The sequence below is a fragment of the Nitrosococcus watsonii C-113 genome (assembly GCF_000143085.1).
Taxonomy (GTDB): Bacteria; Pseudomonadota; Gammaproteobacteria; order Nitrosococcales; family Nitrosococcaceae; genus Nitrosococcus; species Nitrosococcus watsonii.
On sequence record NC_014315.1, the window covers coordinates 1,348,131 to 1,374,664 of the forward strand.

General features: G+C 51.0%; 25 protein-coding genes and 1 pseudogene. 18 read left to right on the top strand and 8 right to left on the bottom strand.

From position 1 onward, the window contains the following. The first annotated feature begins 33 nt into the window (after positions 1 to 33). The 9 genes from NWAT_RS06175 (at position 34) to NWAT_RS06210 (ending at position 5,370) form a co-directional block, all read left to right on the top strand. Positions 34 to 975 carry a DnaJ C-terminal domain-containing protein gene (locus NWAT_RS06175; RefSeq protein ID WP_013220278.1) on the top strand — a complete coding sequence of 314 codons (942 nt, stop codon included), beginning with the start codon at positions 34 to 36 and terminating at the stop codon, positions 973 to 975. 18 nt (positions 976 to 993) lie between these two features. Next, positions 994 to 1,296: a chaperone modulator CbpM gene (locus tag NWAT_RS06180; RefSeq protein WP_232420221.1), complete on the top strand. Its 303-nt coding sequence runs from the start codon at positions 994 to 996 to the stop codon at positions 1,294 to 1,296. Positions 1,297 to 1,487: 191 nt separating this feature from the next. Beyond that, entirely contained in the window at positions 1,488 to 1,751 is a 264-nt protein-coding gene (locus NWAT_RS06185; RefSeq protein WP_013220280.1) for a PepSY domain-containing protein, read from the top strand. A gap of 203 nt (positions 1,752 to 1,954) precedes the next feature. Continuing rightward, a complete protein-coding gene (locus NWAT_RS17875) occupies positions 1,955 to 2,137 on the top strand; it encodes a hypothetical protein (protein ID WP_332309887.1) in 183 nt (60 codons plus the stop codon). A gap of 12 nt (positions 2,138 to 2,149) precedes the next feature. Continuing rightward, positions 2,150 to 2,410, top strand: a complete 261-nt coding sequence (locus NWAT_RS06190) for a beta/alpha barrel domain-containing protein (RefSeq protein WP_332309892.1) — start codon at positions 2,150 to 2,152, stop codon at positions 2,408 to 2,410. A 135-nt stretch (positions 2,411 to 2,545) separates the two neighbouring features. Continuing rightward, entirely contained in the window at positions 2,546 to 3,070 is a 525-nt protein-coding gene (locus NWAT_RS06195) for a hypothetical protein (protein ID WP_013220281.1), read from the top strand. A 39-nt stretch (positions 3,071 to 3,109) separates the two neighbouring features. After that, positions 3,110 to 3,517 (top strand): hypothetical protein, encoded by a 408-nt coding sequence (locus tag NWAT_RS06200; protein ID WP_013220282.1) that lies wholly within the window; start codon positions 3,110 to 3,112, stop codon positions 3,515 to 3,517. Beyond that, on the top strand, positions 3,514 to 3,693 hold the full coding sequence (locus NWAT_RS06205) for a hypothetical protein (RefSeq protein ID WP_041350537.1): 180 nt from the start codon (positions 3,514 to 3,516) through the stop codon (positions 3,691 to 3,693). Before NWAT_RS06200 ends, NWAT_RS06205 begins: the two co-directional genes overlap by 4 nt. A 141-nt stretch (positions 3,694 to 3,834) precedes the next feature. Then, on the top strand, positions 3,835 to 5,370 hold the full coding sequence (locus NWAT_RS06210; protein ID WP_157679820.1) for an Hsp70 family protein: 1,536 nt from the start codon (positions 3,835 to 3,837) through the stop codon (positions 5,368 to 5,370). Positions 5,371 to 5,733: 363 nt separating this feature from the next. Here NWAT_RS06210 and NWAT_RS16635 read toward each other — a convergent pair whose 3' ends face one another. After that, positions 5,734 to 5,877: a PIN domain-containing protein gene (locus NWAT_RS16635; RefSeq protein ID WP_157679822.1), complete on the bottom strand. Its 144-nt coding sequence runs from the start codon at positions 5,875 to 5,877 to the stop codon at positions 5,734 to 5,736. Then, complete coding sequence (locus tag NWAT_RS06220) at positions 5,874 to 6,107, bottom strand: hypothetical protein (RefSeq protein WP_013220283.1); 234 nt, start codon at positions 6,105 to 6,107, stop codon at positions 5,874 to 5,876. Before NWAT_RS06220 ends, NWAT_RS16635 begins: the two co-directional genes overlap by 4 nt. 100 nt (positions 6,108 to 6,207) lie before the next feature. On the opposite strand from NWAT_RS06220, the gene NWAT_RS15620 reads away from it, so the two are divergent. Continuing rightward, positions 6,208 to 6,429, top strand: a complete 222-nt coding sequence (locus NWAT_RS15620) for a transposase (RefSeq protein WP_013220284.1) — start codon at positions 6,208 to 6,210, stop codon at positions 6,427 to 6,429. A 96-nt stretch (positions 6,430 to 6,525) separates the two neighbouring features. Beyond that, complete coding sequence (locus tag NWAT_RS06230) at positions 6,526 to 8,010, top strand: aldehyde dehydrogenase family protein (protein ID WP_013220285.1); 1,485 nt, start codon at positions 6,526 to 6,528, stop codon at positions 8,008 to 8,010. 415 nt (positions 8,011 to 8,425) lie between these two features. Here the strand turns inward: NWAT_RS06230 and NWAT_RS06235 are convergent, their stop codons facing one another. Then, positions 8,426 to 9,298, bottom strand: a complete 873-nt coding sequence (locus tag NWAT_RS06235; RefSeq protein ID WP_013220286.1) for a mechanosensitive ion channel family protein — start codon at positions 9,296 to 9,298, stop codon at positions 8,426 to 8,428. 361 nt (positions 9,299 to 9,659) lie between these two features. Between NWAT_RS06235 and NWAT_RS06240 the strand changes: the two genes are divergently transcribed. The 5 genes from NWAT_RS06240 to NWAT_RS06260 all read left to right on the top strand — a co-directional run bounded on the left by NWAT_RS06240 (position 9,660) and on the right by NWAT_RS06260 (position 16,106). Then, a complete protein-coding gene (locus tag NWAT_RS06240; RefSeq protein ID WP_013220287.1) occupies positions 9,660 to 11,363 on the top strand; it encodes a tetratricopeptide repeat protein in 1,704 nt (567 codons plus the stop codon). Positions 11,364 to 11,491: 128 nt separating this feature from the next. Then, positions 11,492 to 11,944, top strand: coding sequence for a c-type cytochrome (locus tag NWAT_RS06245; protein WP_013220288.1), 453 nt, complete (start codon positions 11,492 to 11,494; stop codon positions 11,942 to 11,944). A 34-nt stretch (positions 11,945 to 11,978) separates the two neighbouring features. Then, positions 11,979 to 13,325 (top strand): cbb3-type cytochrome c oxidase subunit I, encoded by a 1,347-nt coding sequence (locus tag NWAT_RS06250; RefSeq protein ID WP_013220289.1) that lies wholly within the window; start codon positions 11,979 to 11,981, stop codon positions 13,323 to 13,325. Positions 13,326 to 13,335: 10 nt separating this feature from the next. Then, positions 13,336 to 14,163 carry a CbbQ/NirQ/NorQ/GpvN family protein gene (locus NWAT_RS06255; RefSeq protein WP_013220290.1) on the top strand — a complete coding sequence of 276 codons (828 nt, stop codon included), beginning with the start codon at positions 13,336 to 13,338 and terminating at the stop codon, positions 14,161 to 14,163. Positions 14,164 to 14,168: 5 nt separating this feature from the next. After that, a complete protein-coding gene (locus NWAT_RS06260) occupies positions 14,169 to 16,106 on the top strand; it encodes a nitric oxide reductase activation protein NorD (RefSeq protein WP_013220291.1) in 1,938 nt (645 codons plus the stop codon). Positions 16,107 to 16,212: 106 nt separating this feature from the next. Here the strand turns inward: NWAT_RS06260 and NWAT_RS06265 are convergent, their stop codons facing one another. Continuing rightward, positions 16,213 to 16,527 (bottom strand): DUF883 family protein, encoded by a 315-nt coding sequence (locus NWAT_RS06265; protein WP_013220292.1) that lies wholly within the window; start codon positions 16,525 to 16,527, stop codon positions 16,213 to 16,215. Between the two features lie 726 nt (positions 16,528 to 17,253). On the opposite strand from NWAT_RS06265, the gene NWAT_RS06270 reads away from it, so the two are divergent. Beyond that, positions 17,254 to 17,979: a TVP38/TMEM64 family protein gene (locus tag NWAT_RS06270; protein ID WP_013220293.1), complete on the top strand. Its 726-nt coding sequence runs from the start codon at positions 17,254 to 17,256 to the stop codon at positions 17,977 to 17,979. Between the two features lie 131 nt (positions 17,980 to 18,110). On the opposite strand, the gene NWAT_RS06275 is transcribed toward NWAT_RS06270, so the two are convergent. Both NWAT_RS06275 and NWAT_RS16965 read right to left on the bottom strand, forming a co-directional pair. After that, positions 18,111 to 20,633 (bottom strand): membrane-bound PQQ-dependent dehydrogenase, glucose/quinate/shikimate family, encoded by a 2,523-nt coding sequence (locus NWAT_RS06275; protein WP_041350913.1) that lies wholly within the window; start codon positions 20,631 to 20,633, stop codon positions 18,111 to 18,113. A gap of 203 nt (positions 20,634 to 20,836) precedes the next feature. Further along, a pseudogene (locus NWAT_RS16965) lies at positions 20,837 to 20,920 on the bottom strand (IS5/IS1182 family transposase); the annotation flags it as partial. Between the two features lie 682 nt (positions 20,921 to 21,602). Here NWAT_RS16965 and NWAT_RS06280 point away from each other — a divergent pair. Then, a complete protein-coding gene (locus NWAT_RS06280; protein ID WP_013220295.1) occupies positions 21,603 to 23,948 on the top strand; it encodes an HzsA-related protein in 2,346 nt (781 codons plus the stop codon). Between the two features lie 314 nt (positions 23,949 to 24,262). Here the strand turns inward: NWAT_RS06280 and mgtE are convergent, their stop codons facing one another. Next, positions 24,263 to 25,633, bottom strand: a complete 1,371-nt coding sequence (gene mgtE / locus NWAT_RS06285) for a magnesium transporter (protein ID WP_013220296.1) — start codon at positions 25,631 to 25,633, stop codon at positions 24,263 to 24,265. An 87-nt stretch (positions 25,634 to 25,720) separates the two neighbouring features. After that, a complete protein-coding gene (locus tag NWAT_RS06290) occupies positions 25,721 to 26,527 on the bottom strand; it encodes an inositol monophosphatase family protein (RefSeq protein ID WP_013220297.1) in 807 nt (268 codons plus the stop codon). Between the last annotated feature and the right edge of the window lie 7 nt (positions 26,528 to 26,534).

The window sequence follows — 26,534 nt, forward strand, 5'->3', positions numbered from 1 at the left end:
CAGGTGGAAGTGCAAGGAGATAGATGAGGCATCATGGAATTTAAAGATTATTACCAAATCATGGACATCAAGCGTGATGCCACGCAGGATGAGATCAAGCGCGCCTACCGCAAACTGGCGCGCAAATACCACCCGGACGTGAGTAAGGAACCGGGAGCTGAGGCACGCTTTAAGGAGGTTGGCGAGGCTTACGAGGTTCTCAAGGACCCGGAAAAGCGCGCCGCCTATGACCAATTAGGCGCCAACTGGAAGGAGGGTCAGGATTTCCGGCCGCCGCCAGATTGGGATCAGGGATTCGAGTTCCACGGTGGCGGTTTTACCGGGGGCGATGCTGAACAGTTCAGTGATTTCTTCGAGAGCTTGTTTGGGCGCGGTGGGTTTGGCGGGCGCAGGCAACGGGAGTTTCATGCCCGGGGCGAGGATACCTACGCTAAGATTCTGATCGACCTGGAGGACGCCTACCAGGGAACTAGTCGAACGATCACGCTCAAGCATACCGAACTTGGCCCCGATGGCCGACCCCAACTCAAAGAACGTACGCTCAATGTGCGTATCCCCAAGGGCGTGCATCAGGGGCAGAATATTCGTCTAGCCGGGCAGGGCGGGGCCGGTGCCGGTAAGGGGGGCGCCGGCGACTTATATCTGGAAGTCGCGTTCAAGCCCCATCCTTTCTACAAGGCCGAGGGTAAGGATGTTTACCTAAACTTGCCGGTGGCGCCTTGGGAAGCAGCTTTAGGCGCCACAGTCAAGGTGCCGACACTCTCGGGAACCGTTGATCTGAAGATTCCTCCAAACTCATGGAGTGGACGCAAACTGCGCCTCAAGGGCCGGGGCATTCCCGCCAAAGAACCAGGGGATTTTTATCTAGTGTTGGAGATTGTCCTGCCCAAAGCGGATACAGACAAGGCCAAGGCGGCCTATGCGGAATTTGAGAAGGCGCTCGGCTTCAATCCACGCGCCGAACTGGGAGTGTGAACTGATATGGGTGACGAAATGATGAACTCGTTAACAGGTGAAATCCTAGAAGAGGATGTGGAATTGACTCTAACGGAACTATGCCAGACCTGCCAGGTAACGGCCGAGCGGGTATTTCAGCTGGTTGAGTACGGCGTGGTTGAGCCACAGGGATACTGGCCTAAGCAGTGGCGCTTTCGCGGTGTCAGCGTGCGGCGTATCCGCTGCGCCCAGCGTCTGGAGCAGGATTTGGAGGTCAATCTTGCCGGTACCGCGCTGGCCCTGGAGTTGTTGGACGAATTGACGCAGCTACGCGCACGGCTGCAAAGGCTCGAAGGTTAGTAAGGTGGGCTCTATTGCAAAAATTTTTTTGCAACGGCCTCAACTTTGCGTACTCTTTGGAAGAACCCCCCATTATTCTCAGCAGCCACACCAAAAATCTACTATATATAAGCTAGTATGTACCATGACAAGTAATCAAATAGGGGTACATACGCCTTTATATCGGATAAGTTTGTCAAAAAGGAAAAATTATGAAATTAGCTACAATCATTAGCATCTTTTCGGTGCTTACTATCCTTCCAGCCATGGTGTTAGCAGGTGATAAACCACCGCAAGATGGCAAGCCGCTCTCAGAGATTGTGAAAAGTCTTGAGGAACAAGGGTTCAAGCAAATCTCAGAAATAGAGTTCGATGACGGCAAATGGGAAGTTGACGTTTACAAAGACAACCAAAAACGCGAACTGGAAGTCGATCCTTCTTCTGGCGAGATTTTGTCCGATAAGCTTGACGATTAGCCGAGACGTTCTGTCTAAGTAAATGTTCCCATCGACTCGCGTGCTTCGTTTTACCGCGAGTCGATGGGAGCGCTGCTACTAGCGCTTAAGAATCAAATGGCGAGATCAAGAAGATCCGCATCATTGTTTGTATTTAGGGGAAGGGACCTTGATCTGTTGCGGCTGCCCCCCCACTTCCCCTCGTGGCGTAAGTATTTCTCCACTTGCTGATCGATGGCGGTATGGAGGAAGCAGGCCAGCAGCATGATGGGAGCCGGACCATTAATGGTCCGGCTCCCATCGTTTGGTGTAGGCGCCACTTCCTTGCAGGCCCGCTATTGGCGACGGTGGTGGAAGAGATTCCCCTGGCGCGGTTGGCGTTGCATTTCCATGATACCTACGGCTAGGCGCTGGCCAATATTTTTGCTTGCCTGAAACTTGGGGTCTCCGTTATTGACAGCGCTGTGGCTGGTTTGGGCGGGTGTCCTTATGCCAAGGGAGCCACCGGCAATATGGCAACGGAAGATGTCGTTTATATGTTGGAGGGAATGGGTATTGAAACGGGCGTGGATCTGGAAAAGCTGATCGGGGTGGGCCGTCATATTTGCCAAGCGTTGGAGCGCGAGAACCAAAGCCGGGTAGGCCGGGCGGGGATAAGCCTCTTGAAGCAGGTAATTTGAAACCACCGAGGCCCGTGATTCGATAACGTTATACATCATTGGAGGATTTTGAGAGCAGCGCAGTATACTGGTTGAAGTGGCTTATAGCAGCAAAGAACTTACATCTGGCTATTTGGCCGTAAGGAGCAAAATGGCATGAGTATTAACTTTAGCTCGTTGCTTCAAAAGTCGTTCCCTTCTAAACAGCCGCGTTCCGCGGCTGTCAAGCCGTCCGAGGCGGTCGCGCATCTTGGCGAAGATTTCGCGAAAATAAAGGCGGATATCGCCGAGCATCTGCAAGAAGAGCAGCGGCGCGTAGTATTATTCAATGGTCTAGATGCTCTCCAGGCTATCTGGTCCAATATGCCGGAAGTGATTTCCGTTGAGGCCCGCGTTGTAACTAAAACACGGCCTGGCCAAGACGAATTTGACCAGGCGCGATGGCGGCAAATAGGTCTGATTAGGATCGGCCAAGGGCTGGTGGTGTTGGCTGTCCTCGCTTTGGCAGTTCTCGAACCGTCAGCTATCACGGTAGTCATAGCCGTGTTAGTGCTGGTGTTAGCCCTCGCTGAAGTGGCGGTCACGGACCTTGATCCCTATAGGCGCTTCCGCCCTGCCTTTTTCTTGAGTCTAATGGGCAGACCCGCAGGCTTGGTCCATCGAATGATCTTCGGAGCCTGAAAATCGCCGCCACAGCTTGAAGGGGAGGCGGAGGCGGATGTGCTGTTCGATGAGCGACGGCTCCGATCGGCTGTACGGACCGCGCTCGGGCATCTCGGCGGCGCCTTAGATGCCATCGCCCCCTCATCTTCCGCCGAGCGAGGCGGTCCGGCGGAAACCGCCTTGCTGGAATTTATCCAGCAATTGATCGGTTCGGTCGACAGTAAAAACCCGAAGGAACTGCATGAGACCTTCCTGATCGAACCAGCTCGATTTCGCCGCCAGTTAGAAAGCTTAGAAATCGATGTTGTTACCGAATGGTCGCCGGAGGCGCCGGCCGATGATTGGAGGATTCGAAGGAGCCCTACTGTTCCTTCGCCCAAGACGGTCCTTTCCGTGGTGCGGCGAGGTGATCGCATAGCGCCAGGAGTCGTCTATCTTACCCTTTCCAAGGAGACATGCCGATGAATACCTCAACCCTGACTCAATTGCCGCAACTCCCCGAAGGCCGCTTCGACGTTTTTGTTGGTTTTGACTTGGGCCACGGCGAGACCTGCCTAGTTAAGGTCCCGGCCGATGGCAATGAACCCCCTAGCCCATTGGAGATGGGCAACGAAAAAACCTTCCCGACCGCCATAGCCTGAATTGGGGATCGGGACGAAGTGGGCTATCAAGCTATCGACTCGGATGCGGACGATACTGAGGAGTTTGAAATTGCCTTCAAGGCGCGCCCTTTTTCAGGTGCCTGGAAAGACAAGCGTCCGGCAATTGTCAGGTACGCGCGAGTGTGTCATCAAAAGGTAAAAGAAAACTACCTGCTGGATAAAGATAAAGTGTGCTATTTAATCGGGTGTCCAACCGCATGGCCGAATGATGCGGTAGAGGAATACCGCAGGGTGTTCGTCGAGGCGGGTCTCCCTCATCCTCTCGTGGTGCGGGAGTCCTGGGCAGCCTTGATCCATGCCCGTGATTCAAGGCGGCTTGATTCTGAAAATAAAAACTTTGATGAAAACCTCGACGTACCCATTGTTGTGATTGATATTGGTTCGTCGACTACCGACATTACTTATATCAATAAACTGCAAGTGAAGGATGTGGAAAGCGGATACGATCTGGGGGCCGGCCTGATCGATGAATACATTTTGGAAGAAAACCTCAAGAAGCGGATGAATCCGTCAGACCGTCAATGGTGGGGAGAGCACTTCGCCCGAGATCCAAAGGATCGACGGCGAGCATTATTCGTTGCCCGCAAGTTGAAAGAAGAATACTTTAAGGTCAGCAAGGCCAGACGCAAAAAAAACCTGCCCGAGAGCAAGACCAAGTACTTGGTTAAAAAACTGGAACTTGAGACAAGTCAAGAGATGATTGATGATGCTGTTCATAGGTATCGCTACGAGCAATTGGCTGGCAAAACCTGGGCCGACGCCTACCGCGAGTTGCTGCAAAAAATCCGCTCGCGCTTGGATTCTCCACCTGCCTTCATTCTTTTGACAGGCGGGGCGTCACGCATGGAGTTCCCCGGGGAAATTTGTAAGGAAATCTTCGGCGAGGGGACCTTCGGTAAGAAGGACTCCATCAAACATGAATCGAGCCCGGAAACCATGGTCGCCAGTGGCCTAGCACGAACTGGTCGCTGGTTGCAACGCTGCCGCACGTTTGCCGAGGAAATCGAAAACACCTTTACCGTTGAGGCCCTGAAGGAGAAACTCGAACCCGAGGTGCCTAAGGCGATCGAAGCATTTCTGTTAAAGTCGCTTGACTCCACCTTCAAAGGTATTATGCCCGCCTGTATTGATGAATGGAAAGAAGGCAAGATCAAGGCAGCCGATGGTCTAGCCAAAGCATTCATAGAAAAGGGACGAGAGTGGGAGGCTAGTGGCGAGGGACGCGAGATAAAAAACGAGGCTGCCCAGCAGCTCATTAAGGTAGTGCTCCATCACGTCGAAGCGGACGCCGAGAAGATTGCCAGCCAATATAGCATTCCGTCTCGGAAACTACATTTTGAACTCGACGTGGGGAATGTTCCCCACTTGGTTGAGATTCAGGAATGGCTTGAAAATGAGTATTACGTCGGCTTTGATAAGGCCGTTGGTGAACTCATCGACTGGTTCAAAGGGTGGGCTGACTGGGCCGCCCCGCTTGTTAAGGGAGCCCTGTGGCTGGTAGGTCAGTTCGAAGTACTCATCGTCCCAGCGGTAGGCGGTCTCCTGAGTGACGCCGAAGCCGAGCAACATACGCAAAGACTGGCCGAGGAGCTTCACACCCAGATGCTCAAGCAGTTCCGCGATCAGCAGAAATCGGTTTTGCCTTGGATTCGATGAGGGCTCGTTCGGCTTTTGGCCGCTGCCGGTTCTTCAATCATTCTGGCGTCTCCTTATCCAATGGAGGCACGGGGTTTAAAATCGTAAATTGACAATAAACAAAAGGGGTCAGACCCTAATATAAACACCACCCTCAATATCGATGATCAGCCTGCGTAGGATGATGGGTAGAGCGTAGCGGAGGGGCGGACAGAGCTCGGCAAGAGCCATGTAGACAGCGTCATAGGCGGTACGTTATGGCGCAACTCCCAGATTCGGGACAGAAATAGATCATGTGGATAGGGAATGATGGGGAAATTAGCCAGGTCGCTCAATGCCTGATAGCCACGTCCAAACGTCATCTGCTCACTGGCGCAGTTAACGTCATAGCACCTGGGCGAGTTCAAGATCGAGGAGGTGAGGAGCATGGAGGGTTTCTATCGTTGAGAAGATACGATCTTCAATGGTCTGGGCTGCCTGGGTAACTAGAAGTATTTCAAGGATTGCCGAGGCATCTATTACGATCACTGCCGCTCCCGCTCAGCCCTGATGGCCTCAGCGGGTGGTGCTACGTGCGGTTCTACCGGAATGCGCCCATGAAGGCGCTTACGCAACTCACTTAGAGTAGGTCGCTCAGACGCTCTCTGAATCCTAGCAAGGAGATAATCCGAGAGCGGCATTCCTTCTTGAGCCGCCCGCGCTTTGAGTTTTCGGTGCAGTTTGTTAGGGACATTTCGTAGCTGGATCAGCTTAGACATGTTAAAAATATACTTGCATGTTTATAACATATGTTAATGCAGGTGTGATTCCTTTTGGCTCAGGTCATGCAACAAGGCCCTAATAGATCAGCCCGAACAAATGACGGAAGGACAAGCCTCGGAGTACGGTCAAGCGAACGCACTGATTGATCAGATTCAAGCCGACTATATTTTAGCGGACAAAGGCTATGATAGTGACGGGTTTATTAATAGCATTGAAGCGTCAGGTGCGGTAACGGTTATTTCGCTTGGCAAGTTCGATGATAGAGCTGGCTTAATCAAAGCTAAGAGACTTAGTTGTCAGATGGAGGGAAAAAAATAGCGAAATTTAATAAAGTGGGCGGGTTGTCTAAAAAACTGACAGTCTGTAGTAAATGGACACGTCTAATGGAAGATATTATTTTACAGGAGAGGAATAGTGAGTGTTTTAAAAATTAATCCAAACTCGAAGGTAGAGAAATTTCTTAATGGTACAAAGCGGATGTACATTAATGGGGAATTTGTAAAAAGTAAATCGCAAAAAACGTTCGAAACGTATAATCCTGCAACAGGAGAAGTATTGGCAACTGTATTTGAAGGAGGACCAGAGGATGTTGATGTTGCGGTAAAAGCTGCTCGTGAGGCTTTTGATAACGGTCCATGGCTAAAAATGAGTGCTGCTGAAAGAAGCAGAATTATGTATAAACTAGCGGATCTGATGGAAGAGCATGCAGAAGAATTAGCACTGCTTGAAACATTAGATAATGGAAAACCAATCCGTGAATCTAGAAATATGGATGTGCCGCTTTCGGTGGAACATATGCGGTATTATGCTGGTTGGCCTACAAAAATTGTCGGTCAAACGATTCCGGTAAGTGGCCCGTATTTTAATTACTCACGTCATGAACCGTTGGGAGTCGTGGGACAAATTATTCCATGGAATTTACCATTGCTTATGGCGATGTATAAAATGGGTGCGGCATTGGCAATGGGATGTACGATGGTTCTTAAGCCTTCAGAACTAACACCCCTGTCAACTTTATACTTGGCGGAGTTAACGGAAAAAGCGGGGTTTCCTCCGGGTGTTTTCAATGTAGTTCCCGGTTTTGGTGGACCCGTTGGCGTACCATTAGTTGAACATCCGCTGGTTGATAAAATTGGATTTACGGGTTCTACACAGACCGGCAAAGTGATTATGCAAAATGCCGCAAAAACGTTAAAAGATATTACCTTAGAACTTGGTGGAAAATCCCCTAATATCATCATGCCAGATGCTGATTTATCTAAAGCAATCCCAGGTGCATTGAATGGAGTCATGATCAATCAAGGCCAAAATTGTACAGCAGGCTCCCGTGTCTTTGTTCATAAGAAGCATTATGATAATGTTGTGGCAGAAATGATTGATTATGCCAATAATATTAAACAAGGACCTGGAATTTATAATGATACTGAAATAGGACCTCTAATATCGATAGGTCAGCAAGAAAGGGTATTAAGTTATATTGAGAAAGGGGTTAGTGAAGGGGCAGAATTGGTTGCTGGTGGTAAAAAATTTCAGGAGGAAGGATACTTTGTAAAGCCAACCGTGTTTGCCAATGTACGCGATAAAATGGTTATTGCTAAGGAAGAGATCTTTGGACCCGTTCTTGCCGCAATTCTGTTTGATGACCTGGATGACTTGATTGAACGTGCTAACAATACACCGTATGGCCTAGCTGCCGGATTGTGGACACGGGATGTGACAAATGCACATTATATTGCAGCAAAACTCCGTGCCGGTACAGTTTGGGTGAATTGCTATAATGTTTTTGATGTTGCTACACCATTTGGTGGGTTTAAGCAATCTGGCATTGGACGCGAATTAGGCTCATACGCCCTGAATAATTATACTGCGGTTAAGAGTGTTTGGATTGCGATGGATTAAGGCAGGTTGAGTTGGACGAATTTCGGCGCAACCGTTTGTATTTCAATAAATCAGGGAGTTAACTCTCTTGCCGTTATATTACGCGACCGGCGATTGTTAATGAACGGCTAACGCTCAATAGTGCAGGGGAGGCGGTGCCGATGCTAAAGCCGTTTGATCATCCCAGCCTACCTGCTCGAGCATCGCTACCTTCACCTGCAAGAGGCTTTGCACTCATCGAGCCTGTTTGATTCAAACCCATGCGCGTCTTTTACAGCTCCCTTAGCTGTTATTCTCCGAAGCACCAAAACGCGACAGAGGCTTTTATTTTTTTGTGCTAACTGAACCAGAAAGCGGTTATTTTTCGCCAGCGTTCAGTACATTTCACTGGCAGTACCTGGACCTTATATTTACCTTGATATTTATTAAGAGAGGACTAATGGGGTTTGGGTTCCGTCCGGCCTTGGTCCAAGACTTGCCTAATGGCGTTGATTACTGCCGCACGCACTCGGGATATATTTGCCCGGTGGCTATTTGTCCACCAGCGTGCCCGGATGGTGACTTTGTCTTCAGTTAAATCCCAGGCCAGGGCCTCAGGAGGCGGGTTGGTTTCAACCTCTGCAACCTGGGCGATAGCACCCCGTATTCGCTCGCACGTCTCTCCAATACTATTGGCACTATTATCATAGTTTATATTAATATCGTATTGGCTGCGGCGTTTTTCATAAGCTGTTTTTACTATCACTGCATGGGTGTAAATGTAGCTGTTTGGGATAAGAATCCGCTGCCCATCATAAGTTTTAATAATCGTTGCACGGGTCTCGATTTGTTCGACGGTACCCTCATGGCTATCGACTTTGATTTGATCGTCAACCTCAAATGGCTGGCGTAATAAAATCAGCAACCCGGCAAGCCAGTTTTGTAATATGTCTTTGAATGCAAAACCGATGGCAACAGAGCTGACGCCTAACCCCGCTATCAAATCACCGGGGTTTAAAGTGGGCAACACGATAGTTGCCGCTAGCAAAAAACCAGATAAGATAACCGCCCATTTCGAAAAACTGCCGAGCATTCTTCCTAGGTTGTGGCGGCCCCGGCGGATTGATTGGCGCTGAACAAGCCATTGGATAAGTACAGCCAAACCATAGAATAATATCATTACTACGAGAGCCAAAACGATATTCGGCAATAATCGGATAGCGCCATCGACCCAACTGTCGAAACGTTCAACAGCCATGCCAAGGTCGTAATCAATTTGTTGAGGTAGGTCCTGTATTGCGCCAGAGCCTATGCCATTTTGCTCGGCCATATTTCTTTCTCCAATGAGTGATTTCCAATTCGGCGTTGGTGTGTCATTATATTCCTGGATCAATATTAAGAAACGCGGACGAGTGCAAATCATCATCGAGAAATGAACGGGAACGCGTTCGGGCACCGAGCTGGATCACAGTCCATCACTAAATAAAGAATTTCTGCGCTTCCCCGGATTGCGCGCCCGCCGCCCCTTCTGAAAAACCTTGTAAGCTGAGGCCGAGAAAACCCCGCTTCTACTAAAAATTACAAGGCTTGTATTGCTATTTAGTAAATTCTGTACCATAAAATATAGATACTATACTTTTATATAGGATGAAAACGGTTTGAGGGTTGCCTTCGTGCCTGGGATATAGAAGATGAGATATCTAGGGTTATTGAGTCTCTTTCTATCATTATTGGCAGGATGCGAACAGCGGGTGCCCGCCGTTGCCAATGAAGGGCAGCAGAGCAGCTTTGCCGCCGGTTCAGCCACGACAGCGAGCGAAGATGCGCCACCGGGGGATATCGATCCCCTGTTGGATAATCTGGGCGATCATCATCACCCCATCACTACTTCCTTTCCCCTGGTCCAGCGTTATTTCGATCAGGGCTTAACCCTTGCGTTTGCCTTCAATCATGCCGAGGCTATCCGCTCCTTTAGGGACGCCGCCAAAATCGATCCCGATTGTGCCATGTGTTATTGGGGAGTTGCCTTGGCGCTTGGACCCAATATCAATGCGCCCATGGAAGCGGCGACTGTCCCGCAGGCTTATGAGGCCGTTCAGAAAGCGCTGGCGCTGGCGCCTAAGGCCAGTGAAGCGGAGCAAGCCTATATCCAAGCGCTGGCGCAACGTTATGGGTCCACCCCTGGGGCTGATCGGGAGGCGCTGGATCGGGCCTATGCCGATGCCATGAGGGCGTTGTCGCGCCGTTACCCTGATGACTTGGACGGGGCAGTGATTTTTGCCGAGGCCCTGATGAATCTCACGCCATGGGAGTATTGGACTCCCGTAGGGGAGCCGACGGCCTATACTCAGGAAATCGTAGCTACCCTGGAGTCGGTATTAGAGCGCGATCCCAATCATATTGGGGCTAATCATTATTATATTCATACTGTCGAGGCTTCCTCGGCGCCGGAGCGGGCGCTTCCTAGCGCCAAGCGGTTAGAGCGGCTAGCGCCGGGGGCGGGTCATTTGGTTCACATGCCTGCCCATATTTACTGGCGGGTAGGGCGTTACCATGAAGCCGTGGTGGCCAATGAGCATGCTATCCATACGGATGAAGCCTATCTTCTTGATCCAGATGCTGAAGGGTTATACCGGCTCGGTTATTACCCCCATAACATCCATTTTCTATTTGCCGCGGCGCAGATGGAAGGCAACAGCCAGTTGGCCTTGGAAGCGGCTCGTAAGCTGGTGATTAGCATCCCTGAAGAATCCTACTCCACCTTGCCTCAATTGGAGGAATTCAGGCCCATGCCTCTCTATGCCTTGGTGCGGTTTGGGAAATGGGATGAGATTCTCCGGGAGCCCGAGCCCGGCACCTCCTTTCGGTATACTAGGGGAATCTGGCACTGGGCCCGAGGTATAGCGTTTACGCGGCTGGGCCAGTTTGATTCCGCAGCCCAGGAATATGAGCAATTAACCAAAATCGGGCAGTCTCAGGCCATGGCCCAACTGGTTTTTTGGTCTGCCTCCTCTGGCTCAACCCTATTAGGGATCGCAGCCCATATTTTTGCCGGGGAATTAGCAGGTGCCCGAGGCCAAGCCGAGGAGATGATTGCCCAACTCAAAAAGGCCGTGCAAATTCAGGATAACCTGCGGTATATCGAACCGCCGGCTTGGTATTACCCGGTGCGTCATAATCTGGGCGCGGCGTTATTAGAAGCCGACCGGGCGGCGGAGGCCGAAGCCGTTTACCGAGAGGACTTAAAGCAATATCCTCACAATGGCTGGTCGCTCTTTGGCTTGGCCCAAAGCCTCCATGAGCAAGATCGACCCGAAGCGGCGGCAACGGTGGAAGCGCGTTTTGAGGAGGCTTGGCGGCACGCCGATGTGGGCTTGACGGCTTCCCGTTTTTGAGTGGGTATAACAAAATAATTATTAGTGGCGCAATTAAGTTCATTAAAAGTACATCCTGAATGCTCCCTTTGGGAGCACCTTGGGATGTTGCTGCAATAAAGATTAACCAAGAGTAAAAGGAAGGAATCATGGCAGAACGCTTAACCAAATCCGCTGCACGCAATATCTTTTACGGTGGTTCTTTTTTCTTCCTAGTCGTCTTTTTGATCCTGGGAATAGACAGTCACCTCTACATTAAAAATACTTCAACGGATGAGTCCACGTTGACGGAGTCGGTGGCCCGGGGTAAGCATGTGTGGGAACGCCATGCCTGCATCGATTGCCATTCCTTGTTAGGTGAAGGCGCCTATTTCGCGCCGGAATTAGGCAATGTCTGGGTTCGTTATGGCGGGCGTGAAAATCCCGAAGGAGCGCGGATGGGTATTAAAGCTTGGATGAAGGTGCAGCCAACTGGGGTTGAGGGACGGCGCCAAATGCCGCAGTTTAACCTGACGGAGCAGGAATTGGATGATCTGGTTGATTTTTTTGAATGGACGAGCCGCATTGATACCCTGGGCTGGCCACCCAATAATGCTGGTTAATTAGTGTGTGCCCTTTGTCTATGGAGATTTCTAAATGAAATATCAAACGCAGCAGCTTGCCTATCCTTATTTCGTGGCCGCTTTGGCTTTGTTTCTAGTGCAGCTCGTGGCGGGGGTGCTGGCGGGCACCATCTATGTCTTCCCCCATTTTCTCTCTGAAGCCGCCCCTTTTAACATTATCCGCATGATACATACCAGTGCCTTGTTGGTATGGCTCCTGCTCGGTTATTTTGGCGCCAGTTACTTCTTGATACCCGAGGAATGCGAGCGGGAGGTTTACAGTCCTAAGCTGGCTTGGTGGCAGCTTGGAATCTTTGTTTTCGCGGCGCTAGGGGCGGTCATTAGCTATCTGTTCGGGGTCCACGAAGGACGCGAATTTCTGGAGCAGCCCCTTTGGGTCAAAATTCTTTTGGCCGTTGCCTTTGTCATATTTCTCTACAATATCACCATGACCGTGCTTAAGGGGCGAAAGACGGTGGTTTCCATTGTCTTGCTGGTAGGATTGTGGGGGGCAGCCTTGTTTTATCTCTTTGCTTTTTATAACCCCAGTAATTTAGCTCTCGATAAATTGTACTGGTGGTGGGTGGTGCATGTTTGGGTCGAAGGGGTGTGGGAACTCATCATGGCGGCCATGCTGGCTTTTCTTCTTATTAAATTAACCGGTGTGGACCGGGAAATTATTGAAAAATGGCTTTATGTCATTGTGGGTCTTTCCCTGGTGAGCGGTCTTTTGGGCACCGGCCATCATTATTACTGGATTGGTACTCCGGGCTATTGGCACTGGATAGGTGGCGTGTTTTCAGTGTTGGAAGTGCTGCCCTTTTTCGCCATGGTGCTATGGGCTTTTTATCTGGTTCATGAAAGCGGTCGCGACCACCCGAACAGGGCTGCCATGCTGTGGAGTTTGGGCTGTCCGGTGATGGCCTTCTTTGGTGCCGGGGTATGGGGGCTCATGCACAGTTTTTCCCAGGTTAATTTCTATAGCCACGGCACTCAAGTGACGGCTGCCCATGGCCACTTAGCTTTCTATGGGGCCTATGTGATGCTGAATTTAGCTTTCTTTACCTATGCGTTACCCGCCTTGCGGGGGGTGCAGCCCTTCAACCAAATCCTCAATATGTGGAGTTTTTGGATCATGACCGGGTCCATGGCGTTCATGACTTTTACCCTAACTTTTGCCGGAGTGATTCAGACTCATCTCCAGCGTGTGCTCGGCATGGACTTTATGGAGATTCAGCAGCAGATTGCCCTTTTTTACTGGTTACGTCTAGGCTCGGGAATTTTCTTCGTAATCGGCGCTCTGCTTTATATCTACGCGGTACTAGGCCCGGTTCGAGGACAAATGGCAGCGCCTCTAGGGGTGCAAACGGCCACTAAGTAAGAGACGGAAGATGGAGGTTTCCTGGTCTTCGCAAGAAGCGCAACCTTCTCGCCAGGTGGAAGAAGAAATCCCTTTTTATCTGCCGGTGGGCAATGAGTGTGCCTTGTTTGAAGCTGCTTACCGCTACCGGCTCCCCCTTTTACTTAAGGGACCCACCGGCTGTGGCAAGACCCGCTTCGTAGCCCATATGGCGGCCCGGCTGGGCCGCCCCTTGTTGACCGTTTCTTGCCACGACGATTTGACGGCCTCTGATCTAACCGGGCGCTATCTCCTCAAGGGCGGGGAGACGATTTGGGTAGATGGGCCGCTGACCCAGGCTGTCCGGGAAGGGGGCATTTGCTATCTGGATGAAATTGTGGAGGCCCGTAAGGATGTCACCGTGGTACTTCATCCCTTGACTGATGACCGCCGCATCCTGCCCTTGGAGCGCACCGGGGAGACTTTGCAGGCGCCCCCGGAGTTCATGTTGGTAGTCTCTTATAATCCAGGCTATCAGAACATCCTCAAGTCTCTAAAGCCTAGTACCCGGCAGCGTTTCGTGGCCCTTAGCTTCGATTTTCCCGCCACTGAAGCGGAAGTTGAAATCGTCGCCAGGGAAAGCGGCTTTCCCCGGGAACGTTGTATTCCTCTGGTTAATTTAGCCAACCGGTTGCGGGCATTGAAAGGGGTTGACCTGGAGGAAGTAGCGTCAACCCGCCTTTTGGTTTACTGCGCTATTTTGATGGAGGAAGGGATAGATCCTTTTGAAGCTGCTCAGGTGGCTTTGATAGAACCCCTTTGTGATGAAGCTGAAGTCAAAGAGGGACTGCTGGAACTGGTTCGCGCTACCTACGGTTAGCTTCCATGTGGCAGTTTCTGGAGCTGGAAGAGCAGATTGGCCGCTATTGGCACCGCCTGGTGGGGCAAACTGCCAGCTATCCTTATCATCCGGAGGCTGAGGTAGCGTTGGATTCAGTGCACGCTTCCCTCAGCGTTTTCTTCCGGGGATTGGGAGGAACGCCGGGGCTGGCGCTGGCGGCAGGGGGAGCCCGAGCCTCGGGGCATCGGTTGGGATTACGGCAGCGCCTGGGCCTCGATCAAGAACGCTTGCCACAGGCAGAATGCAGTCCTGAGCGGTTATTGTTGCCCGTTTCTATCGCCTGTTTTCCGTTAGCTTCTCTCAACCGGCGTCTTTATTTTTGGTTGGCTGCTTTTTTTGCCTTGGCGGAGGCTCCTTCCCGGCCGTGTCCGGTCGATCCGCTCCAAGCCGATCTGGCCTTTTTGCATTGGGCCTACTGGACCAGTTTAATTGTTAGCCGCCGCTATCCAGGATTGGCGCGGAGTTATCAGTTGCTTGGCGAAGCTGTGCGGGTGTTGCGGCCACCGCGCTCTTTACCGGCGCAAGAGCAAGCGCTAGAAGCCGCGGTTCTAGGGCTATTGGGGGACAAGCATGCAAATCATCCTCTTGGTAACCAGTTTTTGGAGGCGATTATGCAGTTGGAACCGGATTTTACCCACTGGCATGCTGCCAAGCGTTACCATCCTTTCTTGCCAGTACCCTTATGGGGAGAAATGAGGGGCAACCCAAAATCCTCGAATTCTCCGCCGTCCCCTTCCGAGGAGGATGGGGGCGGTAATCGGCAAGAAGAAGATCATAGTCTCCGAAGACAAGCCCAGCGGAGCAGACAGGATCAATGCGAGCGGGATGACCCGCTGTTGCTGAACCGTTTTGAAAAGCTCATCAGCTGGGCTGAGATGGTGAATGTGAATCGGGCGGTGGAAGATGAGGAGGAAGAGGCCGCCAAAGAGATTGCCGACACCATGGAGGAATTAACCCTGAGTCCCCATCAGAAAAGGGCGGCCACTAAGCTTAAGTTTGATCTTGATCTGGCACCCGAGGATGTCGATCCTACTGCCTTGCTTGCCGAACTCACCTATCCAGAGTGGGATTACCGCCGTCAGGGTTATCATGATCGCCATTGCCGGGTTGTTGCCCAGATGGCTGCAGAGGAGGGAGAGATGTGGGCACCCGATCTTCAAGCCAGACGTCGGCTTCGCCGAATCCGGCGCCAGTTCGAAGCGCTGCGTCCCAGGCGCGAGCTCTTGCGCCGCCAGCTTGATGGCGCCGAGCCCGATATGGATGCCGTGGTGCGGTCCCATTGTGATTTAATAGCCAGCGGCCATGGTTCTGAGCGGGTGTATCTCATGGCTCGCCAGCAGGCCCGGGATTTAGCCGTGGCTATTCTGGTGGATGTTTCCCTGTCTACTGATAGTTGGATTGATAACCGCCGGATATTGGAAGTGGAAAAAGAAGCTTTGACTGCACTGGCCGCTGGCCTGGCCACCTGCGGGGATGCTTTTGGGATTTATACATTTACTTCGCGCAAACGGCATTTTGTCCGCGTGGCTACGGTGAAGGATTTCACGGCGCCCTTCAACAGCCAGGTTTTGCGGCGTATTGCGGCCCTGCGCCCTGGTTATTACACCCGCATGGGTGCGGCGCTGCGCCATGTTCAGCGGCAATTGTCCCCGCGCCCCGAGCGCCACCGTCTTTTGCTTTTGTTGAGTGACGGAAAACCCAATGACTTGGACCGTTATGAAGGCCGTTACGGAATCGAAGACACCCGGCGGGCAATTTTAGAAGCCCGCCGGGCGGGGCTATCGGTGTTTGGGATTACTATCGACCGCAAGGCCCAGGATTATTTTCCTTATTTATTTGGCCAGGGAGATTATGCCATCGTGGGCCAGCTTGATCGTCTTACCCAGGTCTTGCCTATGCTTTATCAGCGGTTGGTAAGCTAGTTCACAAATACTATAGAGGGCGCGGAGGTTGCTGCCCTCATAATTAAGGAGAACATCTTACACTTCTTACAAGCGAATTAAAAACTTTAATAAAGTTAGCTGCCATTCATTTTCGTAACAGTAATCCCACTAAAAAGGCGATACCTATAACAGCAATACTCGCGCTTGCCACCGGATGTTTTTTGATTTCCCTCTGGGTCGCTATAGTTGCCTGCTGGCCACTTTCACGGGCAGATACGTATGCTTTATTCAGTTTTGCTAGTATTTCATCTAGCCTTTCTTCGGCCTTGTCTTGGGTTGTCCGGGCGACGCTTTGGCCGTGGCTTTTAACTTCTGAGATTACCCCTCCTATTTCTTTACGGAGTTGACCTAGTTCTTTCTTTAGGCCGTCAATTTCTTTTTGCAAGGTAGTATCCGTCATTTGAAAAAACCTCTTAGCTATTTGAAATAATTAATATTTTAACGATAAAATAAGCAGCACTTAGGATAAAGATTATAGGATGCTTTTTCTTCTCTATGATCTTTTATCATATTAGACTTGCTACATTACCCTATCAAATATAGATATATATGCTCGTACCATTAAAATAGCACAGTAATAAAAGACTACCATTTTTTTGTTGCTGTATAAGTGATAAAGGTGGTTAATTTTTATGCTACTTGTTTGCTATTGTATAGGCACAAAATTACCCCTATTACTCTTAGTTATAGAAATGTCTGCAAGACGGTGTGCGTGAGGTTAGTGGTTATGAAATTTTTACACAATCAAGATGTAAAAATTGCACTAATGATAAGGACATTTAAATTAAGCATCACCAACTTGCGCCTCTTTATTCGTTTTTAACTGTGCCACTGCTAGTTACGGTGTCGAAATTAGGTCAGGTATCTTTTGAAACAATACCGTCTATGGTATGAGACAAACTGTTAAATATGCTTTTTACCCACTATTATTTAGTGGATGGCAGATACAAGAGAAAAATTATAAATACTATTGTGGCGTTCGGCGGTGAAGGGAAGTTGTCGAGTATTTCAGGACGTAGACATAAATACTATTTCGAAGTTGCTTTGATCATCATGCCTACTACCTCATCCGATAAAAGAGGTTTTTTTAATTTCATATTTAGAGTTGGTTCTTAAAGGAAGTACCGTGAATAGTTTATTTCAAAAAACTAGTAACATCAGCCATAAAAGACCATTCATTACCCTCTCTGTGGGGGTTATATTTATTTTAATAGGCTTATATTTTTTCTGGCCTTCTTTTCAGGATTCAATTAATCGCGCCTTTACTATTTTATTTAGCGGTGATCGGGAAAAACTACATAACTTTGTAGAACAATTTGGAATCTGGGGACCTATTGTTATCATTTTATCCATGGTAGCCCAAATGTTTTTGGTAGTTATCCCGTCGGTAGTTCTTTTTGTCGTTTCGATCCTTGCTTATGGCTCTTTTTGGGGTGGGGTTGTGGCTTTACTTGCAGTTCTGGTGGCTTCTACCGTGGGTTATCTTGTCGGCCGTTGGTTGGGTCCTATTACAGTGGATAAACTAATTGGATTGAAAACCCGTCACCAGATAGAAGAATATGTAGAAAGGTACGGTTTTTGGACAGTCATTGTTATTCGATTTTCTCCTTTTCTATCGAATGATGCCATCAGTTTTGTGGGCGGGTTGTTACGGATGAATTACTGGCGATTTATGGCTGCAACCTTTATTGGTATTTTGCCGCTTATTGTTCTCCTTGCCTATTTAGGGGAAACAAACGAGCGGTTACGGATAGGAATGTTTTGGATTTCAATAATAAGCTTGATCATTTTTATAGCCTACATCCTTTACGATCACCGTAGAAGAGATGATGGTTCCGCTCAGGTAAAGTAATAGGGTTCGGTATAATCCGGTAATTTAGGTTCCATTCTCTTTCTCCTCAATCGGTTTATTTTAACCAATCAGGAGGTTGTCCACTTTTTTGGGATGCCTCATTTTGCAACAGCGCACCATTAGGACTGTTTTTACTGGGACTTGCTTCGAGACAATGAATAGGCGATCACTGCATCTCCTAGCTTGGTGCCGACATAGCCGTGTCCGCCGGCTACGACAACGAGATATTGCCGGCCGTCGTGCCCCATGTAGGTGGCCGGTGTGGATTGGCCACCCGCTGGCAGCCGCGACCTCCACAATTCCTCGCCAGACGCCAGATCGTAGCCACGTACGTAGTAGTCTACCGTGCCGGACAGGAAGGCGAGGCCGCCGCCTGTCACGATGGGGCCACCGATGCCGGGTACACCCGCCTCGAATGGTAAAGGGATCGGCGCCACATCACGAACGGTACCATTAACGTGCTGGTATACGGTTTCGCCTGTCGTCAGATCCACGCCTGCAATATAGCCCCAGGGCGGCGACTGACAAGGCAGGCCCAACGGCGACATAAACGGTCGCAGTACGGCAGCATACGGCGTGCCGAAGTTCTCGTTACCCATTGGATAGCCGGGAGCGGAAACGATCTCGTCCAGTGTGTTGGGGCGTGGGATGAGCCGCGAGATAAAGCCGAGGTAGACAGGCATACCGAACATGATCTGGCGGACGGGATCGACGGCAACAGCGCCCCAGTTGAAAATTCCGAAGCTGCCGGGATGAGTGAGAGTACCTTCCAAGCTCGGCGGCGTGTACCGACCCTCGTAGCGGAGTTGGGCGAGACTGATGCGGCACATCATTTGGTCGACGGGCGATAGTCCCCACATGTCCGCGCCGGTGACATCGTCAGGGGCAAAAGAGATTGTCGAGACAGGCTGCGTTGGTGCGGGCTGTTCCCCTTCCACAGCATTTTGTGAGACGGCAATTTCTTCAGTTGGCAAAATTGCCTCTCCGGTGCGTCGATCCAGCACGAAGATCTCTCCTTGCTTAGTTGGCTGAACAAGCGCGGGTACCACCTGACCGCTGATGGTGAGATCGATCAGGCTCGGCTGGGCCGGCACGTCGTAGTCCCATATGTCGTGGTGAACAGTCTGGAATGACCATCTTACCTCACCGGTAGAGGCGTTCACGGCTACGACCGACGCCGAGAAGCGTTCTTGCTCGGGCGTTCTGTCGCCGCCATACTGGTCTGGCGAGCCGCTCCCCATTGGCAAATACACCAGGTTGAGCTCGGGATCATAGCTGGCAAGGCTCCAGTTGTTCGGCACGTTCTGGGTATAGGTCTCGCCGACCGTGATCGGCTCGGTGGACTCCGGGTTGCCGGGATCGAAGTTCCAGACAAGGCGCCCGGTACGGATGTCAAACGCTCGCACCACCCCCGACGGAAGCGCGTTCGACAGATTGTCGTTGACGCTGCCGCCAACGACCACGACCTCGTTGGTGACAAGAGGTGGAGACGTGCTGTAATAGGTAGTTGGCGACACATTCGGTTGTCCGATCCACAGATTCACGGTGCCATCCTCGCCGCCGAAGCCGGGACAGATTATTCCTGTTTCAGCGCTCACTGCGATCAGGCGGGCATCACGCGTCGGTAAAAAAATACGGCGCAGGCAGTCTAAGCGAATCGGCTCTGCATTGGTCGGCGCGTCGTCCACGATGACGGGGTTTGGTGCTCCGGCTTGAGCGGTACCGGCCACCACGTTCTGCGCCGCGCCGGATGCATCGATCGTTACGCCCGCCATACTCGCTTCCACAAGGGAAAGCGCCTGCTTCTTATCAGGCGGCGGTTCCCCAGAGACCTCCCATCCCAAGCTGGTCGCGTCATGATAGGAGAGTCCGCGGCAGGTCGCGTAGGTCGACAGTTTGTCTGTCAGACCGACGAGATTTGGACTGAATCGCCAGCGTTCTTTGCCAGTCACCGGATCGAGCGCAATGATCTCGCTCTGCGGGGTACACAAATACATTGTATCGTTCACGATGAGCGGTGTGCTTTCCAAAGCCGTACCGGGAAGATCTACGTGGATATCGCCTGCGTGATATTCCCAGGCGACTTCCAGTTCGCTTACATTTTCAGGGGTGATCTGAGCGAGCGGCGAGTAACGCTGCCCCGCGATCGTTCCACCATAGGCCGACCAATCACCGCGCGGCACTTCCGCCGTATCCTGGTCCATGCGTGTCTGAGCAAATTCGCCCGGTAGATCCTTCGACTGGGTTGCCATAGCGAGACCGACTACTATTACTGAGAGCATGATCGCACCAACCAGACCAACCCCCTCAATCCCGTACCCGCGAAAGCCGGGACTACCATGCGGCAAACTGCGGACCACGGCAGGTAGCAACAGTAGCAGGCCGAGCAATATGATGATACCGACGCGCGGCGCCAAACCCCACCAATAGAGACCCACTTCCCAGACGCCCCACCCAATCGCAAATGTGATCGCTACGGCATAAATTGCCAGCCCGCTCTTACGCCGCGCCAAGAGGAGAAGCGCTGAAAGCGCGAGCAGCACACCCAGTACCAAATAGGCCCAGCTGCCACCGAGTAATCCTAGCCTGACGCCGCCGAAAACGAGCGCGCCTCCGAACAGCAAGATTAGCGAAGCAAGAATGATGTGTATCATGGATATTACCTTACCAAATTTTGACTCTCTCCACATCTTCAATCTCCGTCTCCATACGGGAATTATTTCGTAACTCGGTGTCCGGAGAAATCAAAGCGGTACTTAAGGAGTGATCGAGGAAAAAATGCGATCAATGAGATTCTGGGTAACAAGTGATCGGGTAGATCTGAAGGCTCTAAGTAGCGTAGTTACGAGCTATTAGCTCAGAGTGCTATGCAGCTGATTTGGACAGCAGCGAGGAATGAAAATGTATTTTTGGCGTACCTGGTGGCAATACCGCGCCAACGAATAAAACGCCGGTGGGTATTGCTCCAACCGCCTAACTCCGGTGGCAGATCTCTCCAGGACGTGCCCGTGTCGATAATCTCCCAGTAAACAAACTCCTTTGGTTCGTACCGCAATTTGACGTAGGCACCTCAGTCTCGTTTCAGTCGTTTTATTTCCGATAAGGCTAAAGGGAACTGGCTAATCGAGGTGTATGTCCACCGGTTTCTAAGGTTGAGCCTTGTTCGCAGGCGGTTGTAGATCCTTAGGGGAGAGCTTTGATTTCCGTGCCTATCATGCATATGAAGATAACTTCGGATATGAGTCACTCCCTATTACAACGGAGTCATTCTATTTCCACAAAGCCATCTCCCGTAGTAGCCAGACACCCTGCGGAAATCGTCCATAAACATGGCCGTGAAGCCTATAGAAAACTGTAAAGCAAGGTGCTTACTGAAATCTGGAGATGGGGTGCATCGAAACTCCGAGTAGCTCAACTTTGCCCATACTACGGCTTATCGCGCACTAAAAAGTGATAACGCCCGTTTAGTCTGCGGGCGGCAGCTTGTGGTCGATAATGTGACTTAAGTCCGTTCTTGCCAAGCGAAACTCTCTTATCTCCCGAATTAATGTCGTTATAGACGATGCGCAGCTTGGAAGCCATTGCTCTGGATCGGCTGGCTTCACTGATTACAAGGGAGCATTATGAGAAAAGTATTGATTGCGCTCACTACAGCGGCGATATTTGCGTTGCCCGTGATGGCCGAAGTTACGTTCATGGAACTTAAAGACCTATCGCCCCTAGAGAGCAGAATTATAGCGAATGAAGGAAGTCTAGATAGTATCGATCAAGATCTATCTGATCATGAGGATCATATTAGTACGCTGGAAACAGATAATCACTCCAGGCAAACGGTAACCATTGACGGGTTTGTCTACGCACGGGTAAAACGAACTGAAACACCCATCACTATCAAGGGTGAGACGTGGTACTCCACCTCTACCGCTGACCGTCTGATAGATGTCACCCGGCAGGGCACCGATAGCTCACGGGGTAGTCGAATTACCGCGCCAGGTGAGCTGGTCTGGCTAAAAGGCAGTGGTGAGGAAGTTATCCTGCACCACTGCGAGGATTCTAAGATAGGTGAGCCGACGTGTTTAGTGGTGGACCCACGGGTGAGCTATGATGGCAAGCACGTTGCTTATACCCTCATTGAGGGCACGATGCGGCAACACCAGGACTCCCCTGTCAATAAAGTCATAAGCCCTCAACAGGCATCCCTTCATTTCGTGGATTTAACGGACCTATCACACACCGCCTGGCCTGCCGTCAAGGGTGTGTTTGATATGCAGCCCCAATGGTTGCCCGATGGCGATATTTTATTCGTTTCCAACCGGGACCATATCAAAGCCGGGGCTATTGATGGGTTCAGCCCCGATGGAGAGGTCTCGCAACTGTGGCGGGCGCACATCGACGGTAGTGGTGCCCATAATATCTCACCGGATATTCTGGGTGATGCGCTGCATCCGATTATCCACCCCACGGGCAAGGTGCTTTTTTCCAGTTGGAAACGCGATTTGGAAACTACCCAGAACTCGACCTTAGATAACAAATGGTATATCGCCGAAACTCGTCAAGACGGCTCCGAGCATAACGCTATTTGGGGTGCTCATGCCCGTTTTTTGCCTAACCCCGACAATATCACCCTGACCGCTCTACATTTTTTCGGTGTTCGCAGTAATGGCGATATGTGCACGACTATGTACTATCGCCAGAACACGCTTGGCTCTGGTAACGTGCAGTGCTTTAAGTATCCTACACCGAACCATCCCGAGGGCAAATTCCCCTTCAAGGCAAAGGAGGGTAGGTACCTTGGTCTGTGGGGTATGTCAGGCGATCATCAATCTATTCCCGGCGGAATCGGCAAGACGCGCGACCCGATGGGGCTGCCTGATGGCGGGCTGGTGTTTGCCGCGGATAGACAGGGTGTTTGCGGCTTCTATCATAGTTATAGACGCGTTCCTAAAGATAACATTGGATGCGATTTTGGGATTTATACGCAAAGCACTATCCCGGAACAGGACGCTGATAGTCGTGTTTTAATTGTTAACAGCCCGCACTGGCATGAGATACAGCCACAGCCTGTCATGCCCTATCAAGCTATCTACGGTATTGAGAAACCGCCCGTGCTGAAGATGGCGGAAAGCACTCAGGATGGCAAGTGTATCCTGCGTTCCGCTAGCAACCGGATGCAGGTTGACAATGAATGGGGTTACTTCGGACCCGACAATAGTAACCCATGCCAAAAACAAGGTTGCTCAATGACCGGGGTTGACAAGCCATCCCTTATGACCAGTATTAAATTCTGGCGGCCCATTATGTTTGATAAGCGCGTGCTGCATCGGGATTTTGACGCCTTCTCAACGCACAGGCTCGAGGTGCTTGGCACCGTGCCCATGCAGCCGGACGGTAGCTTTACCGCCGAGGTGCCTTGCGATACGCCGTTCTTTATGGCGGGTGCTGATAGCGAAGGCCGATCGCTTGCTAGAGATAAAATGGCCATGTCGTTGAGACCCGGAGAAATTCGCACCTGTTCGGGGTGTCATAATCATGACGACGATGATCCCCCTCGGTTCGAAGACTCCGATGCGGCCAATGCTACACCGACGCCAGTCTCTGCTAGCGGGACGTTACTAGAGTGGACGGCTGACATTTGGCCGATTATTCAGCAGTGCGACGCTAATTATCCTGAAATTAACCTTGCCGCTATGACCGAAAAGCAGGCGTTTGACCGCTTTACCAAGGATAGCAGGGGTAGGGCTAAAGCGCCATGGCGAAGCAAGTGGATTAACTGGCTGTTCGCCCGCGAGAGCCTGATGTATTGGCGCGCCGCAGGCTGGCGCACAGATGGACGCGGGGATGCTACCCGCTCGGATGATATTGATTACGGAACCAGCGCACCTATCTGGCAATGTTTAACAGATAAACAGCTTCAAATACTCGCGGACTGGATAGAAAGTGGAGCTTACCGTAAAAACGCAAAGTGGTAAAGTTTACCTTTATTAGGACTGATCCAAGGCTAGGGATAGCCATTTTTTAAAGAGAAGTCCATGGCAGCGAATATAAAAAGCGCACTCACCAGCGATTCATCCATTAAAAGGAATTGCTGCTTATACTCCAGCAATGTAGCGCCGCAAGCAGTTGGAGTAATGAAGATGCTGTTCAATCATTAATTTGCCAGGGTCTCCAGGGCATTTTTTACTGTAGCGTCTGATTCCCAAAGTGCTCACGCTCGCGAGGCAGCTTTGGTAATATCCAAGCCTGCGGAAGATCATTGGCAACCTGAAATGAAAGTACGCGGGAATTACAGGAGAAAAAAAGTAGCTAGACCGAGAAAAGTAAAAAATCCAAGAGCGTCCGTGGTTGCCATGAGTACCACACCGCCAGCAAGGGCAGGGTCAATACCTAGTTTGTGCAGCGCAAAGGGTATTATGGCCCCGGCCATGGCTCCGTTCAGCAGATTAATGGCCAAGGCCAAAGCAAATACCAAGCCCAAACTGCTATCCTGATGCCAAATTATCATGGCAGTAGCTACCGTGGAAGCAAATAATAGGGCATTGATTGCAATCACCCCCAGTTCTTTTCCCAGTACCCTGCGTATATTACCAGGCCCTACTTGATCTAGAGCAATGCCTCGAATGACTAGGGTCAAGGTTTGGGTGCCGGCAATACCACCCATACTGGCAACAATGGGCATCAATACGGCCAGTATCACGAGTTGTTCAATGGAGCCTTCAAATTGCTCAATGACCCAGGCAGCAAGGAAGGCATTGATCAAATTGATGCCTAGCCAGATTGCCCGTCGTTTAGCGCTTGTGACGATAGGCGCGAAGATATCGCTTTCCTCTTCCAGCCCCGCAGTGCTCATTAGGGCGCGGTCGGCTTCTTCACGGATCACATCCACCACGTCATCTACGGTAATGCGGCCGATTAATTTGTTATCCTCATCAACCACGGGGGCGGAGAGCAGATCATAATCCTCAAATAACCGCGCCACTTTTTTCGCCGGCGTTAGAGCGGGAATGGGATTGGACTCGGTGTGCATGACCTCAGAGACGGCGCAATTTTCTTCCAGAGAAACTAAGTCACTGAGGGAGAGCATACCTATATAGCGGGAAGCGCGGTCAACCACAATGATGGCATCCATGTGCTCAGGAAGTGCTCCCTGCTGGTGCCGAATTCTGCGCAAATAGCGCAGCACCGTATCCAGGGTGGCATCGTCCCGAACCGCTACCGCATCCACGTCCATCAGACCACCAGCGGTGTTATCGGGATAGTGGCGTACGGCCTCAAAGCGTTGCCGCCGCTTTTCATCCATGGCCTGCAGAACAGCCGCCCGGACTTTTTCCGGTAAGCGTTCATAGAGATCAGCCAAATCGTCTATATCGAGTCCAGAGACCGTTTTAATGAGATCCTCTGGGAGCGATTCCGCAATGAGTCCATCCTGGACCTCTTCATATAATTCGATGAGTACCGCGCCTTTAATCTGGGGGGTCAGCAGCTGCCAAATCTGAAGCCGCCTCTCCCAGGGAAAGGCTTCCAGGATGTTAGCGATGGTGGGCGGATCGCTGGTCGCTAGGCGAGTCGTTGCCCGAGTCAGGTAGCCAGCGTTTAAAAGCTCTTCTAATTCAGTGGCGAATTGGCGGTTATCTTTTTTGTTATCTTGATGTGCCACGGGAGTTTTGCTTTGAGAAGGGAATACCTCTTTCCTTCCGGATTATCCCTGCCTGAAGTCATTTTTCCTGGAGGGAAGGAGAAGTTATTAAGCACCCATTTTGGAATCAATGCCTAACCAGGCGATCCACTCATTAAACAAATTCTCTTCCAAGGCTGCGGCTACTGAGCGTGGTTCTAGGGTAGCGCGAAAGACGGGCTCCCCCGCTAAACTTAAGGCATGGCCGCCTGCTTCGCTCAGTATCAAACTGCCCGCGGCGTAATCCCAGAGCTTTTGCCTGCCGTGGAGGTACACATGGCCATGGCCGGCAGCAATCCAGCACCAGTCCAGGGCGACTGATCCCAGGCTTCGTTGAGAACTATAGGGGGGGTCCGTGGCCAAACGGGCAGCTAGCGCCGGGGGGAGACGTTTAAAGTCAACTAAGCCAATACCCTCCTGCAAGGAATAGTCAGGACGGCGTTGTCCTAAAAGGTTGCCGTTGAGCCATGCCCCTTGGCCTTTTTGCGCGCTGAAGCAGTCACCGCGTAGAGGATCATAGACCAGTCCTAGCACTACTTCCTGTTTTAAAATCAGGGCCAGGGAGACGCTAAAGCAAGGAATGCCAGCAGCAAAATTACGGGTGCCATCAAGGGGATCGAGGCACCATACTCCTTTATCGGTGTTTGTGAGCAGGCGGGTTTGTATTGTCTCATCCATTTCCTCGCTGAGAAATTCAAATGCCGGCCAGCGATCAACTAAAAGATTACCTATTTGGTTCTGCATGGCCAAATCCGCCTCGGTCAATAGGCTTCCATCGGCTTTTTGCCGACTACCTATTTCAGCGAATCGGGGTAGCAATTGTTCTTGGGCGGTGTCGGTGACGATTTTACTAAGTTGTTTTAGATCAGGGAGCATATATTCC